The 17,750-nt window shown below is 28.3% G+C and carries 11 protein-coding genes; 1 reads left to right on the forward strand and 10 read right to left on the reverse strand.

The annotated features are described in order from the left end of the window. Positions 1 to 332: 332 nt before the first annotated feature. Positions 333 to 2,276, reverse strand: coding sequence for a U32 family peptidase (locus tag H3S88_RS10475; protein WP_198227922.1), 1,944 nt, complete (start codon positions 2,274 to 2,276; stop codon positions 333 to 335). Between the two features lie 549 nt (positions 2,277 to 2,825). Between H3S88_RS10475 and H3S88_RS10480 the strand changes: the two genes are divergently transcribed. Continuing rightward, complete coding sequence (locus H3S88_RS10480) at positions 2,826 to 3,812, forward strand: glycosyltransferase (protein ID WP_198227924.1); 987 nt, start codon at positions 2,826 to 2,828, stop codon at positions 3,810 to 3,812. 69 nt (positions 3,813 to 3,881) lie between these two features. Here H3S88_RS10480 and H3S88_RS10485 read toward each other — a convergent pair whose 3' ends face one another. From H3S88_RS10485 to H3S88_RS10525, 9 genes are all read right to left on the reverse strand, one after another. Continuing rightward, the gene (locus H3S88_RS10485) at positions 3,882 to 8,003 is read right to left on the reverse strand and encodes a CDP-glycerol glycerophosphotransferase family protein (protein ID WP_198227926.1); all 4,122 of its coding nucleotides are present in this window, start codon (positions 8,001 to 8,003) and stop codon (positions 3,882 to 3,884) included. A 70-nt stretch (positions 8,004 to 8,073) separates the two neighbouring features. Continuing rightward, on the reverse strand, positions 8,074 to 9,156 hold the full coding sequence (locus H3S88_RS10490; RefSeq protein WP_198227928.1) for a stealth family protein: 1,083 nt from the start codon (positions 9,154 to 9,156) through the stop codon (positions 8,074 to 8,076). A 34-nt stretch (positions 9,157 to 9,190) separates the two neighbouring features. Continuing rightward, on the reverse strand, positions 9,191 to 10,405 hold the full coding sequence (locus H3S88_RS10495; RefSeq protein WP_198227930.1) for an acyltransferase: 1,215 nt from the start codon (positions 10,403 to 10,405) through the stop codon (positions 9,191 to 9,193). Between the two features lie 32 nt (positions 10,406 to 10,437). Beyond that, positions 10,438 to 11,631 carry a capsule biosynthesis protein gene (locus H3S88_RS10500; protein WP_198227932.1) on the reverse strand — a complete coding sequence of 398 codons (1,194 nt, stop codon included), beginning with the start codon at positions 11,629 to 11,631 and terminating at the stop codon, positions 10,438 to 10,440. 404 nt (positions 11,632 to 12,035) lie between these two features. Continuing rightward, positions 12,036 to 14,126, reverse strand: coding sequence for a capsular polysaccharide biosynthesis protein (locus H3S88_RS10505; RefSeq protein ID WP_198227934.1), 2,091 nt, complete (start codon positions 14,124 to 14,126; stop codon positions 12,036 to 12,038). A gap of 29 nt (positions 14,127 to 14,155) precedes the next feature. Next, the gene (locus H3S88_RS10510) at positions 14,156 to 14,803 is read right to left on the reverse strand and encodes an ABC transporter ATP-binding protein (protein WP_198227936.1); all 648 of its coding nucleotides are present in this window, start codon (positions 14,801 to 14,803) and stop codon (positions 14,156 to 14,158) included. Continuing rightward, positions 14,803 to 15,606, reverse strand: a complete 804-nt coding sequence (locus H3S88_RS10515; protein WP_198227938.1) for an ABC transporter permease — start codon at positions 15,604 to 15,606, stop codon at positions 14,803 to 14,805. The genes H3S88_RS10510 and H3S88_RS10515 overlap by 1 nt, the downstream gene beginning before the upstream one ends. Beyond that, positions 15,606 to 16,505, reverse strand: coding sequence for a hypothetical protein (locus H3S88_RS10520; RefSeq protein ID WP_198227940.1), 900 nt, complete (start codon positions 16,503 to 16,505; stop codon positions 15,606 to 15,608). Before H3S88_RS10520 ends, H3S88_RS10515 begins: the two co-directional genes overlap by 1 nt. A 28-nt stretch (positions 16,506 to 16,533) precedes the next feature. Continuing rightward, the gene (locus H3S88_RS10525; protein ID WP_198227942.1) at positions 16,534 to 17,673 is read right to left on the reverse strand and encodes a polysaccharide biosynthesis/export family protein; all 1,140 of its coding nucleotides are present in this window, start codon (positions 17,671 to 17,673) and stop codon (positions 16,534 to 16,536) included. Positions 17,674 to 17,750 lie beyond the last annotated feature (77 nt).

Below are 17,750 nucleotides of genomic sequence, written 5' to 3' on the forward strand. Positions count from 1 at the left end.
GACTGTTCGTGAAATTCGATAAGTCAAAGTGTCTGATTGTCCAATCCCGAGCAGGTACAAGATGTCACAAATTTTTCAGTTAGCATTGTGATTTAGCGCTCTGCTTGTAAATTTATATCGGTTCGCATAATGTATATTATGTTAAATATAATTTATTGAAATGTATTTAAGTACCGGCCAATATCATTTAGTCCTCTTTTCTTCTCTTCTTTTATTTTGAACTTAATTGTTATTCTTGACTTTTATAAGTCACTATTAATTATAATCTGTATAATATAAGGCTCATTAAATAATGAGCCTTATATTAAAAATTCTCTTTTTATAATAGAATTTTAACTTTTGACCATTAAAATAATATCACTACCAGGTAATGGCATTTTTAATATATGTTTTTTTATTTTTCCCCAAATTTGCATTTCACAAGCTTTGCAATTAAACTTCAGTAATAATTCTTCATTATTATTTTGCACTAATTTCATGGGTGTTACTTTAGTTTTAACACCTTGTATACCTTTAGCTTGCTTTGGACATAAATTAAAAGCAAATCTTAAGCAATGTTTAGTTATCATTAATGGAGCGTCATCTTTGACTTCGTGGGCTTCATAAGCACTTTCAATTAATTCAACACCGTGTAGACTATAGAATTCTCGAGCTTTTTGGTTATAAACATTAGCTAAAAAACTCAATTGTGTTTCTGGATACATTGGCGTTGGGCTTATTTCTGGTTTTCGTATATTGCGCTTATAATTTGTTAATCTTTCTATAGTGAGTTTATCAATAACTTCTCGTCTTAACTGATTGAGTTGGCTATTACGAATAAAATAAACTTCTGATAAATTTATTTTGAGATCTAAAAGATAATAGATTGTATTTCCTAGTTTAGATATATTTTCTTGAATATTTTTAAGAATCTTATCTGGCTGAGTAGCAGGTTCAAAATTTCCTTTGAGTGCTAATTCAACACTAATACCCTCTTCACTTATTGCTATTAAGCTAATACCATCAGTACTATTTCGGAGTTCGAATGAAACACCAATGCATCGTTTACTCGAATCTTTTAGTAAATTTTGTTGCCATACATGATCTAAATTTCGATTAACAACATGTGGCAATTTAATAGAATAAAGCTGTTTAGGTATTTCATTAGGGTAAATGCGGTAATGATCTCGTGATATTTTTTCGACTTTGTCCGCTCTAAATCCAAAAATATCACGTTTAATTAATACATTAATTCCATCACCATTATTTAATGTGCTTTTGGATTTAATATCTAAAGTTTTAGATGTAACTTTAGTTATTTCGCCAATTTGTAAACCAATAAATTTTGGGGAATCAAAAGCACCAATATTTGGCTTTCTACCATGAATAAAATAATCTGTACTTCCTCTATGAAATGTTCGATTAGGGTCAGGTGTAAAAAAGTGTTCAACTCGACCGCTAGAAGCAGGAACTAAATCAGATGATTCATCTAAAATTTTATCCAATTTTTGCCGATAAAATGCTGTTATATTTTTGACATAACTCAGATCTTTATATCGCCCTTCTATTTTAAATGATCTTACCCCTGCTTGAACTAACCCAATTAGATTGTCCGATTGATTATTATCTTTCATAGATAATAAATGTTTTTCATAAGCAACAATTCGACCTTTATCATCTTTTAAAGTATAAGGTAATCTACACGCTTGTGAGCAATCTCCTCGATTAGCACTTCGTCCAGTTTGAGCATGAGATATATAACATTGGCCAGAAAAAGCTACGCACAGTGCACCATGTATAAAAAACTCAATGTTTGCATCAGTATTCTGATTAATATTAGCAATTTCAGTTAAATTAAGTTCTCGAGCTAACACAATTTGAGAAAAACCAACATCAGAAAGGAATTTTGCTTTTTCAGGTGTCCGAATATCCATTTGAGTACTAGCGTGTAAATCAATTGGTGGAATATCCATATTCAATATGCCCATGTCTTGGACAATTAAAGCATCGATTCCAGCATCATACAATTGCCAAATCAGATTCCTTGCTGATTCCAATTCATTATCATGAAGTATAGTATTTAATGTAACAAAAATTTTTGCATAATATTGATGAGCAAATTCAACTAATTGTGCAATATCGCCAACCGAATTACCGGCATTATGTCTAGCGCCAAAATTTGGTCCGCCAATATATACAGCATCTGCACCATGTAAAATGGCTTGTTTAGCAATTTCGATATTTTTGGCTGGGCTAAGAAGTTCTAATTTATTATTGGTGCTTTGTTGATGTAGCATTAATGACTCTTTTTAAAAATACAACTTAAAATGATTAGCTCACGAGTAAGAATCGAATGTTATAATTAATTTAGTAATTCTTGTCAAGAATTTTCAGGAAAGCATAGTTTGAGTAAAATTATACCCATACTATTCATTTGTTTTAGTATAACTATCTAGATAACATCCTGTTTATATATATTTATGTTACCTAGCACTTTATTAACGGCAATTATAATGAAAACATTATTAGCAGCAGGATAAATATAATTCTTTTTTACTCGCGATACTCCACATTACTCTGTTAACTAACATCATTAATAAAGCGTTTAAATATTAATATATTTATTAAAAGATAATACTTGTATATAAAATGAAACGAGAATTTAATCTAAAACATATAAGTTATGTAGATTAATTTGACCTAATTATTGCAATAATTAAAATACTAACCTATGGTACTTTAATAGTGAAAATATTTTATATAATTAAATTTATACTATAATATGTAGTTCTATTTTTAGACTTTTCCTTGTTAAGGGATTTTTAAATAATTATTTAGGGAAAAACATGAAAAAACAGGCGGTATTTATTGCGGGCGATGAGAATATTTATTTTCCCGCGCTCGTTGCTTTGGAAAGTATTAATGAACACAATGAAGGTATATTTGATCTGTTTATGTGTTTTGATGGTAGTAAATTGACACCATCTATGCAACAAACATTAAATAAATATTCGATAAATTTTGTTGATACTAAGGAATTAAGCAAATTTGGTATTGAAGAAAAATTTTCGACTATGATTGAAAATCATTGGCCTATTGATATTTTTTATAATTATGCATTACCTATTTATCTTGGTGAATTAGGTTATACTTATTCCTATAAAGTTGATTATGATATTCTTTGTGTTGGTAAATATATATTAGATGAAATAGAACCTTGTGATGTTTTTTTTTCCGGGTGGTCTAATAAAGTAGATTTAGAAAAAGAAAATATTGAAAAAGAAACTATTAAAAAACTCATAGATGAAAATATAATTTCAGGACAAAGTATTGATTACATGAATGTAGGATTTCTTGGTTTTAATAATAAAATTTATACTGAACAAAATTTTTTCGAAAAACTATCTGAAGTTTACCAATTACTTAAAAGAGAGTCTCCTAATGCAAAATTATTAGAACAAATTGCTTTTGCATTAGTCATTGAAAGTACAAAAGGAAAATTCAAGAAAATTCCAGAAACTTATAATCATCGAGTTCTATCCACACGAGAAAGTGATGATAATTTTGAGTTTGATACTAAAAATATCCATTTTATTACAAAATTTAAACCTTGGAAAAAACTTGAAAAAAATATAATCAAATGGTCTATTTTTAATAACGGAAGTCATATATATTTATATAGAAATTTATGGCTTGATTATGCATCCAAAATAGAGGGATTTGAGATTTTCTGCATGGAAAAACCATTAACAGTCAAACAACTTGTAGGAATGGAAATGCATGTTGTTCGATGCTTTAATGAAAAAGTTAACTCATTAAAAAACTTTAATTAACGGATAAGTTATCTTGTTATTTATTGACAACCTCTATATTGATAAAAAGGTTGTCAATTGAATAAAATATCATTTTTTCTCAGAAAATTTAATAATTTTATCTAAATTTGCCATTTCATTACTTACAAACATTGTTAATCCTTTAATGTAACAAGATAAAACTGACGGCGGCATCAACTGGTACTTATTATCAAATATCTTATTTAATAAATTAACTACTTTTTGATAATTTTTCTGAGCAAGGGACACTTTTGCCATTTGTATATGGCATTCTACATTATTAGGAGTGTGTTTTTCGAAATCGTCTAATAACTCATTTGATTTTTCAAATTGCCCTATGTTACGAAAAATATCAGCTAAAATTAATTGTGGTATATATTTTTTCAAAAAATATACAGATGTACTAGAATTTATTAAAGGATTAAGCTGCATAATAGCCCCACCCCAATTTTGTTGTGTCATTTTCACGAGCCCATTTAATATATCTAATTCATTTTGTTCAAATAATCCTTTTTCTAAAAAATCAAAATTAATTTTAGCTGTATGCAGCGAATTGGGGATATAGTAGCAACACGTTAATTGATAAAAAAGATCTATCACTTTTTTATCATTGATTTTTTCCCAATATTGAAACGCTTCTTCCCATTTTTCTTGAGTCATTAAAATAAATGCTTTGGTTTTATTATCTTTAATATCTTCAATCCGGACTTTTACATTATTAAAAAACAGAGATATTTGATATTTTCGATAACCAGCCTCTGCTAACATTTGTTGTGCAAGAATTTTCCAATATCCTTCTTTCTTCAATAAAACTTTAGAGCAAGCTATGATTTCATCCCAATTTGCAGACATATCTAGTGCTTTAATGTAAAGATTCAAAGCTGAAACAGGAATTATCATATAGTTATTATTAAATGTTTTCTTTAAATGAGAGAGCACATTAGAATAATCTTCTTTCATTAGAGATAATTTAATTTTCTGTAATTCGAATTCAAAATTGTCCGTTTTGTGTTTTTCAAAATTAACTAACTGTGTTTGACATTTATCAGGTTCATTATTTTTCCTATATACATCTGCCAGAATTAATTCAGGAAAAAATCTTTTCAAAAAATTATCTTTTACATTACTTTTAAGTAGAATATTTAATTGTTCTATAGCATCATTCCAATTTTCATTAGATGCTGATATTAATGCATTAATTAATAATGACGTTTCTTTATCATATTTTGAGTGTTGCAAAAATTCATTTTGAACTTTAACAACATAATCATTATTAGTTAAATACTGACAACAAATTAACTGATAAAAGAATTTAGAGCTTGAATTTTCCTTTACTTTACTCCAACTAACATAAGCATTCTCCCATTGTTCTAATCCCATAAAAAGAAATGCCTTCACTTTATCATTTTTAATATTATTAATATCAACAGGAAATATTGAAGGTTTTCTCTGATAGTAACATGCTTCTGCTAAAATAAGTTGTGCTATATCTTCTTGAGTTTTATCAAAGGATAATAATCGTTTAGCGCGCTCTATAGCTATTGGCCAATTAAGTTCTTCATACGCCCTTAACAGAAAATCAGCTAGTATTGTAAAATTTACTTCCTCAAGCGCTTCATTAGGTTTATCTAAATCTTCAATAGCTTGAAAAGTCCTTTCACAGCATTTACCATCTCTGTAAGGGTAAACATTTTTAATTCTTGAAAAATACGGTTCTTGAATAGCAAAATCATTTTTAACAATTTCTTTTAAAGCATTAGTCAAATCTTCTTCTGTCGTAACAACAGGACCAAAAGCATGTTTTCTATAATCAAAATAACCTTTAGAAAAAGTATGTTTCCCTGAAAAAAATTCATGTTCATCAAATTGATAGTATATAATCTGTTTTTCAATATATGCCATTTCAAAGGCAATAGATGAATAGTCTGTGATAAGAAGTGTTGATTTCAAAAATAATTCTTGAATGCTACAGTTTTCAGAACGCCATTGTTCTATATATGAGGGTATATTAAATTCGTCCAAGTATGGTTCTATATTTTTATGTAGTGCAAAAATAACTTTTATTCCATCATTCGTTATTTTTTTTAACTCTTCGCTATGTATGAAACTTTTCCAATGTACAGCATAATCAGTTAACATAAAATCAGGATTTTTATCGCGCTCTGAACGATCTGTTTTTGCTTTAGGTAAAATAGAATCACGCCATGTAGGCATTATTAAGATCGTTTTTTTATCTGATGCAAATTTGTCTTTTTGAAAAAATAATGCATCATGCCTTGGTAAACCTGTTAATTTTACTTCTTTATTTGTTAAAAAGTATTTATCGTCAAATGCAATTGAATTGAACTCCGGTTCTGTACTCGTAAGCATTATACTTACATTTTTCTTGGTATTAATCCAATTTGATAAATCGTCTTTAATCACACCGTGTTGTAAAAATACAAATTGTTGATTTAACATTGATCCGTCAGGAAAATAATCATTAACATATTTATCAATATGACTACTCACTACTTTTGATGCCGTTCTTAATAATTTTTTATGTTCAAAGGAGCCAAAGTTTAATAAATTAAAATTATCTTTTTTCAAACGATTCCAATCATGAGATTTGTTAGATAATACATAGTAAATATCTCGCTCTGGATGTGCAGATCTTATATACCGATATAAGTGCTCTGCATTATCGTCAGCTGCAGAATCTCTGTCCATTAAAATCCAATGATCTCTTCTGTTTGTTTGAACGAACTTTGCTAAATTTTCTATCATTTTTTCATAAGAAACCCCAGTATAAAAAAAAGTTCCTTTGATGAAAATTTTTGAATGAACACCATTAAATTTAATTTCAAATTTATTGAAGTTTTCTGGTAACTGAACCCATAGTTTATATGTTGTTACAAAATATCTATCACCAAATGTGTGTTTTTTCTTTTTTTGATACTTTGGAATTGTATCATTATTATCAAACAGTATTGCAATATTACTATCATTATAACTATGATACGAGATTAGTATTTCTTTTTTAGCTTGATCATATCTTTCTATATAGGCGATCTGACTTATATCCGTTATACCTTTAAAAAATCCTAGTATTCCTACTTTGAATAAGAACCAAATACCTGCTAAATCAAAACTCAAAATTACTTCTTTATCTATATAAGATAAAACCTTTTTGGCATTTTCATAAAACCTAATTTTTTCATCTTCACTGAGGATATTTAAAGGATTTGGATTATTGATTAAACGTTTACAAATCCAAGCGAAATCATATAAAGCTTGTCGTTGAATAAATTCTGGTATTTGTTCTAATCTTTCCTTATAAAATTCCAAAACAAATATTGGACCGCGTTCTAAAGCATCTAAAAATTTACGTTTATCATTCCAAGATGTATCTAAGGTTGAAGAATTGTCATCTCTTTTTCTATAATAATATTTAGCGGAAGGTAAAAAAGCTACTTTTAGTGCTTTAACATAGTATATGTATTCTGAAGCAAAACGTGCATCTTCAAATGAAGGTTTCAATCTAGTGTCAAAAAATAAATCGTTTTCAAGAATTACTTGTGTAAGAAATACTCCTGAATTAACGGACATCACGATATTTTTTCCAAACTCAAAATTAGAGTTATATTTTACTCCATTTGCAAAACGATATTTTAGTGGATGTGTATCACTGTATTGATCAACATTTTCATTATAAAAAATGAAATTGCAACTAACCATTCCTATATCTTCAGGATTTTTATCCAACACTTTTGCAATTTCTTCAAAATAATCTAAACTGACAAAGTCATCAGGATCCATGAAACTTACCCATTTAGTTTTTACATAATCCATACCGAAATTACGTGCAGATGCTTGCCCACCATTTTCTTTATGAATATAAGTAATATTATTTGGATATTTTTTTATCCATTTTTTAATGAGCTGTGCAGAATTATCTTTAGAATCATCATCGACTAAAATTAAATGAATATGATCCTCAAATCCAATAGTTTGATTGACTAAACTTTCAAAATAATCATTTAAATATCTCTCTACGCCATAAACTGCTGATACTACAGAGAATTCTTGTCCTGTTTTGTATTTTATTGATGGGGCATGCTTTAAAATATAATTTTGCCTTTTTACATACATATCTGAGAAAAAAAGCTTAGGATTCTTTTTTAATTTATTCCATTTTTTTATTATTGACATAATCTTTTAAGACCCTATAATTCATGAAGTTAGCCGATTAAAGAAATAATTTTAATCTGTTATTATTTATTTAAATATAAAATCTACTCAAAAACTTTATTAAATTATCTTTGTAGTTTTTTTCATTAATATTTTTTGCTGAAAAATCATTTGCACAAAAAGAATGAGGCAATGACTCATATCTATTACTAAGGAAAGTATAATTAGTTTTAGCTGTTGATGAACGTACATTGAAATAGTAACAAATATCACGTGACAATTTGGATTTACCTTCTAAATACATCATCCAAGGAACTAGGAATGTCGCTAAATTGAGATCATTTTCATATCTAAATCGATTGGGAAGAAATCCATTAATTTCATTTGTAAACAATGTCCAAGCTAACTCGAAATATGATTTCTTTAATGGAACATAAGTATGAGCTAATGGATTATTTATTTTTTTATTATATTTTTTTAATAGTAAATTACGACAATTTAAACTAGCAGATAAAGTTGGAGTATTAATACCTTTCTGAATCATTTGATCCAAATTTTTTTTATTTAAAAACAAAGATGACAAATTATTGCCACTTAAAAAATGTGTTTTAGGTAGTTTTCTGGCAATAAACACATCATCATTAAAGTAAATAAAATTTTCAGACAATCTAGGAATATTATGTAAATGTGCTTCAATAACATGAGAGTTAAATGTGGGAAGATATTTATGATTTATTATTTGCTTGTGATCAATTATTTTAACTTTATTGGACAAAGGAAATTCTGGAATTTGTTCATCTGTAACTAAATATATTGAGTTTACCCAAGGTATGTGAGATTCAATACTTTTTATTACATAGTATAGTTCACCATGATTTTCAAATCTTGAATTATCAATCGATAAATGATTAATATCACTTTTACTATGAGCTTTATAATAATTTAGCTTTTTAATCCAATTGGGATCATTATTATTAACCCATGTAATAACCACATCAATAGTTTCTGAACATTGATTTTCATAAATGTTATATAACCTAAAATCATCCGTGATTAATATATTTTCATTAATAACATTGTGACCTTGTTCATCAAATGATAAAGGATATTTATTTATAAAATAGTCCCTAAGAAAAATACCTGGATTTCTTACAAATTTATTGAATTTACTCATACTATCAAATTAACATTTACTCATAATACAAAACTTATTTTAATTTTTTACTTACTTTCTCAAAATAAACAGAGTGTTTAACACAATATAACTTTAAAATAATTTCTGAATCTTGAAAAACTGACTCTTTCAAATTTTCAATTTTTAGATCACTGTAATATTCCAATTCGTTAAAGGTTGACTTCACCCCTAATTTATAAATACCATCAGGAATATCATCAATTAATAAACCTTCATTTTTAAATGTAAACATTCCAGCTTTATCATAACTAATATAATCTCCATTAAATAATTTCCGACTAATATTTGGATCTGAAAATTTTGCTAACTGTTTTTGATAACATGAATTCTCTTTACTAAATAATAAGAAGTTTTTTATACAAGGAGTATAATCAGGGCAAGGGATGCCAATAATAGCAGCGATACCTGTTAAATAGAGTTTATTGTTTTTTAATAAAATGTTATACAATTCAACATAATGATGACATTTTTTTTCATCAATAGAGTCTTTTATAGGTGAGAGTTTATAGATATTATGAAATACTCCTTGGCCTACATATATTGGCTTATTTTTAATTGTCTTATTCCAATAATGCTTTTGCGCTTTTATTTGACTAGCATGTGTTCTAATCCAGGGCTCAGTTAACATGATATTTTGCCGTTCCCAAGCAATATCTTTTTTAGTGGTCCTAGCAGGAGATCCAACAATTACACAATTGTTTGGATATCTTCCTTTTACAACGCTGGCAAAACCAATTACAGAACCTTCACCTATTTGACTACCAGATAAAACGACAGAATTAAAAGCAAACCATACATGCTCACCTATAATGATATCTTTTGATTTATTTACTCGATCTCCTGTATTAACATCATAAATTGCATGAGCATCATCCGAACGAATTTGATTACCTGTTGCGAACATGCAGTCATCTCCAACTACAATTTTCGTTTTTTCTGCTGATGTTATATATATTTTATTAGTACAAGTTACATTATCGCCAATGTTAATATTACAACAATAACCAGCTCTTATTTGCCCTGATAAGTTTCCATTTTCACCAATCATAATAACTGCATTATGTGATGGAAAATCAAAATTAATATTACGAATTTTACTTGTATCAGCAATGATTAATTTATTGTTTCCGCCAACAAAATTCACTGTAACATTATGTAAATTTTTAGGCGCGAAAACCAAATTTCCATTATGGTCCGAATAATTACCAATTATATTTATATTTTCCATTCTAGTTTTCTCGCTAATATTTTCGAAAGAAATTAATTAATGTTCAACTCAAAATCAGTATAATAAACTGATCCCTTTATCTGGGATTTACTACATAAATAAGTTCGATAACGTTCAAACAATTCAGCATCAGGTTTTTGCCCTTCTTTCCAGAAATAATGGAGCCCTTTTTGAAAAGTTAGTCCTTTTATATCATAATGAGCATTACCTAATACCTTAACTGGTAATCCATGGATAAGCGCTGAAAGTCCACAAGTACTGTTAACTGTAACTAATCCTTTGGCTTTCCTTAACAAAACAGGCATAGGAATACCATGCATATATATTATTCTTTTACTAACACCATATCGTTCAGCTAATTTTTTAATCAATTTTCTATAGTTATTAAAACCTTCATCCATTGGGTGATGCTTAATAAGTAGATAACTTTTATCATCAGCAAACATAGAGAAGGATCGAATAACCCTAAAAATATATGATCTCATTGAATGGTAGTAACTGTGAACTTGTATTTGAAAATCTTGATCACATTGCAATGGAAAAATATAAAATGGATTATATTCGTCATTAACCACTTTTTTTGTTAATCTTGGCAATATTAGTCTTGACTTAAATTTTCTTATTAATGCTAAGCTCCAATGAAAAGCATAAAAAGTTAGTGAGTTTTTTCTGTGATGTATATAATTTGGGTATTGCCGTCTTTTTAAAAACATTAAAATATAATAAACACAAGTATAGTAAACCATCGTATAAAAATGTGATTTTTCTTTGTTTTTCTTAAAAGAGGTAATTTGAATATTTTGATAAAAATCGTAATTTTTAGGAATTAGAGAAAAGCCATTCACACCATTTTTTTCAAACGTAATATAATGTGGTCTTAAATAGCCTTCTTCAAAAACCCAAAATGATAAACTTGGGTTGGAATTAACTACTAATTTAGCTATTTTGTGGTAAGCTCGACAATCACCAAAAACAACAATTGCATTAATATTATATTTTTCAATATAATCGACTAAAAATTGATGAAATTTGGCAATCGGTTCATAAAAAGACATACTATTCCGCGGAAAGAAAAACTCATCGCCTCCATTTAAATTAATCTTATAAACTTTACATCCTTGATTTTGTAACCATTTTGCAACATTTTTAAAAAATGGACCAACAGGTCCTTGTAACAAAAGAATATTTTCTTTCGTTTGAACTAACTCATATAAATAATGACTCATTCCATAATTCACATAATAAATTATTTCGCATAAAAAAACATATTATTTGTTATAAATACAAGTATATAATTTATTAATCTAGTTCCTTTATAAATCCATTTATGAAACCAAAAACTTGCATATAATTTATTAATTTATGATTATAAATATAACTTTATTCTAAGGTTTAGTTTCAATAATAATTAATGTAATAAAACACAATAATATTTATTATTAATTTACTATTATGATAAGCTAATATTAAATTTTTGTAAAATTTATTAGAATTATTTTTGAGCAAATTGCATGTTTGAGTAAAAGATGTTAGTAAATGGTAATAATTTCTCTATTTTTTAAAATAATTAGATAAAATTTCACATAGTAAATTATATTATAACATTCATAACGTTTTCAGACTTATTTAATCAATTTTTACTAAACTTTATTTTAACAATAAGATGGAGGATGTGCTTTATTTTTTGAAGTTGCTTTTTTAACCAAAATTGGTTAATTAGTCGTGTCTTTTCTAATTTTTCATTATTTAAATATTTAACCAATGTTTCTGGATCTGTGAAATCTAGAGATTTAGGATGAATATATATCGAATATTCATACATCACAATATAAATTAACTCATCTAATGATAAAATTCGACGCCTAAGAGAATTAGGATATAAATCTGTAGTTAATCCCCAACCTGAATAAAATGGTTGACCATAGCAAACAACTTTTTTATGACGGATTAATGCTTCGAAACCTGCTAATGATGTAATTGTATGAATTTCATCAACCTGCTCAATGCAATGAATAATATCAGCAAATTCAATAATATCATTCACATATTTTTTTAATTCCGTTTTATTTATCTCCCCTATTCTATTACCACTTAAAACATCAGGATGAGGTTTATAAATAATATAAGCGTCTTGATTTTTTTTTCTAACCATTTGAACCAGTTCCAAATTGGTTTTGATTATAGGTGATCCAAATATTATCGACGCATCGTCTTCAACTTGACCAGGTATTAATATTATTTTTCTTTTTTCATGATTAGGTTTAATATTCTTTTCATTACCAACATTATATTTGCTTATTTTTGTTTCAATTATCAATTTTTGTAATGATTTAGCTTTTTCTTGCTCTTGTTTTGTCACCACTCTAGTCGCTAATAATGACTCTAATTCGCTAATTTTTTGAGAATTAAAATATATACCTAACCCATCTATCACTAAGGAATATGGCATTACTAAATTAGAGCCTAATCCTATTGATCGAATAAAGCCATCCTCTATACGCATAATACAAAATTTTTCGTTCTGAATAATTGGAATAATACTTTTTTTACCTTGCCCCCAGATTAATATTTTTTGGGATTTGACATCATGATTTAATTTGTTGTCATTTTCAATCTTTCTAAACTTATTAATAGAATAAAAATGAATTTTGACTGAAGGAAGATTTAAATATGGCAGTAATACGTGTTTTTTCCAGAATGAAAATCCAACTAATTTAACTGAACCACGAAGTTTATTATTTAATTTTTTAATTTTAGTGAGATAATTAATAACGTCGAATATTGTTCCTTTTTTACCTGTATATGGATTTATATATTGGCAATATAGGATATAACTTGCTACAAATAATTCGGTAATAGTCGCCTCTGTTCTTCTTTCATTATTTTTTAAACTTTTTATATTTTTATGTCGATCGTCTGTCACTCCCCATCCAGCATACCATGGTAATCCGAAGGTAATAACTTCTTTACCTAATAAAAGAGCTTCAAATCCCATATGAGATGTGACTACATAAACTTTATCAATTTGTTTTAACAATGAAATAGGATTAATATCCTCGCTGAGTAAAACTATTGAATCTTTATTTAAATTACTTGTTAAAAAACCTTCTTTATAACCATTAATAACATCTGTATGTGTTTTAACATATATGGTTGCGGTAGGATTTTCCTGTAATGCTTTATCTAACATTTCAAGAAAAGTTTGATGATCTGCATCACCATATTTGACAGACATATCACCAACAGTTTGATCAATTACTAAAACTTTCTCATTTTGAAGATGATGTTCATTACTGAAACCTGTAAAGTTTGGCGCGTGATTGTATTTTGTTAATTCATTGTCAGTTATTAATTTTATCGCTTGTATTGCATAATCTAAATGGAGAACTAGACGGCTTTTATCTTTTATCAATTTTTCTAATTCTGAGGGAAAACGAGCATCATAATAAATACCTGTACTATCAGCTATAAGTGATAATGGAGAATACCCCTCTAATCCCAAACCCACAGAACGTAAAAAACCATCTTCAAGCGAAATAAACGGCAGTTTATTTTCTGTTGCATATTTTCTTGCTTTTTTTGTAGTTGGGCGAAGTCCCCATCCAGCAATTGCATTAGCTTGTTTTTTATTTTTCTTATCTGTAAAAATTAAATCAGGAAAAAAATGATTAATGTTTTTAATTTTGATGATTTTTTTCGAAAAAACAGCAATTTTTTGCATAAGAAAGCGAATGACTTTTAAATTAAACGTTATTGCTTATTGTGATATTGATAAGCTTCGTCTATAGTTTCAAATTGATGTAATAGCCCTTCCTCTAAAACCATTGCTTTATCACAATAACTTTTGATAGCATTCATATTATGTGACACCAATATTAAAGAACGATCTTTTTTATTTTCAAATAATTCGTTTTTGCATTTTTGAGTAAATCTTGAATCCCCTACAGCGATAACCTCATCAATTAGATAACAATCAAATTCTATTGACAAAGATAATGCAAAAGCTAAACGAGCCCTCATGCCTGAAGAATATTTTTTAATAGGTTCATATAAATAATCTCCTAATTCGGCAAAATCTTCTACATATTCCTTCGTTTTTTTTATTTCAGTCTGGTAAATTCTACATATAAACCGTAAATTATCCATACCAGTCAAACTACCCTGAAAAGCACCAGTAAAAGCTAATGGCCAAGAAATGGACATACTGCGTTTGATAGTACCTGATGTTGGTTTTTCTATTTCACTTATAAGTCTTATTAATGTTGATTTACCTGCCCCATTGCGACCCAGAATTCCGAGTTTTTCACCTCGATGTAAAGTAAAACTAATATTATTTAAAACAGTTTTATACCCTTTTCGTGTAGCGTATTTTTTGGATACATTGTCGACTATAATCATTATCCTTCCTCAATTATATTGTTTTCGTATATTTTAACCATAGCCAATCCAATGAAAAGTAGAACCACATTACATAAAATTAGATAGCTTATACTTTCATGAGTGATGACAGATGAACCAAAATATCCAAAACGGAACATTTCAGTTCCATGTACAGGAGGTAGAAAAAGTAATAACCCTTGAATTTCGTTAGGAAAAGTGTCAACCCAAAAAAATGCACCAGAAAAAGGGATCATGATAAAACTTAGTGTTCCCCATATTTTATCAAAAGATTCAAATTTGGCTGATAAAACAAAAATGATCAATCCAAGTCCTAGAGAAAACCAACACATTAGCCCCCAAGCACATAGCATATAAAATGGATCGTTCGGTATGGATATTAATCCCAAAAAAATGAAAATTATCATCACAAAGATTTGAGCTGCACTTGCACCAATCATTTCAAGAAAAATACGCGCATACACAACGTCCAAAATACGTATATTATGGTGATATAGTAAAGCTTGATTGGCTTTAACAGCACCCTTAGCTCGAGAAGAGCTATTACGCCACATCATAACTATTGGATAACCTGTCAGCACAAACGCAATGATGTTAAGATTAGAAACAACGTCAACTTTAAAAAAGTACCATATCAGGCTTATTAATAATGTTAATGACATGGGCTCAACAAACAACCATAAAAAACCAATATTATTACGACCATAGCGAGTAATGATCTCACGTAATATTAAAGCTTTTATCACATTAATTTGTATAATAAGTGAGCGTAAAAATTGAGTTCTAGAAATTAATTCATTCATCAATCTTTATGCTCCCTTATCCCCGCTAACATCAAATTAAATATTCCATATATAATCAGGCATATGACAAAAGTTGCGATAATATTATAGATACGTGAAGGTTTAAATGAGACATCAGAAACACTAGGCTGCTCTATACGTTCTAAATAAAGCTGTTTCTTCGTTATCTCCACTTGAGCATTACGTAAAGATAATGTAGCTGCTTCAAATTGCTGTTTTGCAACAGTATTATTTATGAGAATTTGTTGATATTCAGCCAGATTAGCATCTTTATTTTTATTTTTTTGGAAGTCAGCGAGTGCTTGAGCTTCTTTTTTCATTTGTAGTTCAGCATCTTTTAGCTCAGCTAAAGATGCAGTTATAAGGTCTTGTTTAGCACGCAAATTTATTTGATTAACAAATCCTTCAGCTTTTTTTAATAAATTTTCATTAATATCAAAAGCATCTTGCATATCAAATGCATTGACTTTAATCGTAGCAATACCGGTAGAAATATCAAAGTTGACATTTATCATGTTACTCATGTAACGATAAAAATATTCATTTTTATCCATAAATTCAAAGTTGAATCCATTAAAACGAGCTATGACATCACCTTTTTGAGTATACCATTGTTTAATGGGTAACAATTGTTCAATAGAAGACAATGCATCTCTAGACTTTATATATGAGAGAACAACATATGAATCATCATTAGAACGAGAAAGACCAACTTTTGAAAAAATACTCCCCAACCCTCCCAATGATGATTGGGTATCAGATGACCGTATAATATAGGTTGCTTCGGATGTATAAATATTTTCTGCTATCAATCCAAAATATATTATTGACAATAAAGTCGGTAATGTTACAAGTAAATGCAGTAACCATTTTTTTTTAAACTTTATGAATAAAGACATAATAGTATCAAGCCTATCGATTAATAAATTATTCTGTTATTTGGCTAACTTGATTAATCATCCCTACACCTGGTGAAAACACCGCATATAAGAATTTCTGTAGTTCAATAATAGGTGCAGATGCAACATAAACAATATCATTATTTTGAATTTGGAAATTTTTCATAATGAAAAATGAGTTAGGATTAGTCAAGTCAATTTGATAAACTGTTGGAATAGTTTCTTTATTGTTATTGGATAATTGGTTATCTTGATATCTAAATACAAACACGCCTTTTGCATTTGCTTTATTGTCATTTAGACCTCCAATACGACCTAGTGCTTGAGATAAATCAATTCCTATAGCTTCAAATCGTACTTCTCTGGTTGCCCCTGTAGCTCCCATTGAAATAAAAGAACTTGGTTTATTAATTAAAGTAATAACATCATTTTGTTGAAGGTGAACATTAAATTGAGGATTTGATAAAACTAAACTTAGTGGAATTTGGCTATTTTTTTTATTTCGAGTGAGTTGTATTAATGTATCTTTAATATCATACATATTACCACCTAACATGGCAACAGCATCTAATAATTGCTCACCCTTAGCGGTAAGGGTCAATTTTCCACTAAACTTGTCCCCAATAACAGTTACTGTTGACGATCTTTTCTCTAAAACCGTAATTATAATTTGGGGTCTATTGGCAATACCAGATAGTTTTTCCATTATCTCATTTTGTACTTGCGAAGGGGTTTTGTTATCAACTTCTAAAATTCCAACAAATGGTAAAGAAATAAGGCCTTTTGAATTAACTGTCACTATTGGCAAATCAGTTAATCCAGTTCTAGGAGCTCCTGTATCACTTGATCCTGTAAATAATATTGCTGGTGGAGTTTCAATAATTGAGATTTTTAGACTATCCCCTTTCCCAATTTTATCGACTTTTTGAATTTGATTTGTTGTTTCATTGATAAATTTTATAGGACTCTTAGATGAGTTAGCATCTTTAGTAAAATTAATTGAATTATTGAGATCGACTAAATTAACTTTACTATAGATTGCATCTTGGCTGAGATTATTTTTATTTATATCTTTTATTGAAGAAAAACTTGGTCCAGAATGAGGTAAAATCGAACAACCGCTTAAAATCATGACTAGCGTTATGGGAAGAAGGGATGGTAGTTTCAAAATAAATTTCCTTATACATCATTTCTTATTTTTCTTATTTTTATTATAAAACAGATAATCTTAGACTAAAAGTATTT

Source organism: Gilliamella sp. B14448G11 (genome assembly GCF_016101765.1).
GTDB classification, from domain to species: Bacteria; Pseudomonadota; Gammaproteobacteria; order Enterobacterales; family Orbaceae; genus Gilliamella; species Gilliamella apicola_N.